General features: G+C 39.8%; 1 protein-coding gene. It reads left to right on the top strand.

Annotated features, from left to right (window positions below; genetic code table 11):
• The coding region (locus tag OQ279_RS18765; protein ID WP_266071400.1) for an NAD(P)H-dependent oxidoreductase at positions 1-452 on the top strand (452 nt) is incomplete at its 5' end.
• Positions 453-527 lie beyond the last annotated feature (75 nt).

Raw genomic sequence — 527 nt, 5'->3', positions numbered from 1 at the left:
CTGATCAGCGCAGTGATGCAGAATATGAAATTGTAGATATTGCAGATTTCAACCTGCCGTTTTTAGGTACCACTAGTGAAGCAGAAGGCATTAAAAAATGGTCGGAAAAACTGACTAGCCTAGATGGATTTGTATTTATTGTTCAAGAATACAACCACAGCATTACAGGTGCTCTTAAAAATGCCTTAGACTTAGCGCGTGATGAATGGCATAACAAAGCAGCAGGTATTGTAAGCTATGGATCAACAGGTGGAGCTCGTGCAGCTGAACATTTGCGTGGCATTCTAGCTGAACTTCAAGTTGCAGATGTTCGCACACATCCAACATTGTCACTATTTACAGACTTTGAGAACTTCAGTGAATTCAAACCAGCAGATCTTCATCTTGACAATGTGAATACCATGCTAGATCAAGTGAATGCCTGGAGCGGTGCACTTAAAACGTTACGATAATATTTTTTTGATAGCACAAGAGGAAAAAGCAAGGGAGAAGTTTCCCTTGCTTTTTCATATGTTAACAAGCATTTG

Origin of the sequence: Salinimicrobium profundisediminis (assembly GCF_026241755.1) — a bacterium.
In the GTDB taxonomy this organism is placed as follows: Bacteria; Bacteroidota; Bacteroidia; order Flavobacteriales; family Flavobacteriaceae; genus Salinimicrobium; species Salinimicrobium profundisediminis.
Note: the sequence above shows the minus strand (reverse complement) of the source record. Positions and strands in the feature narration are given on the sequence as shown.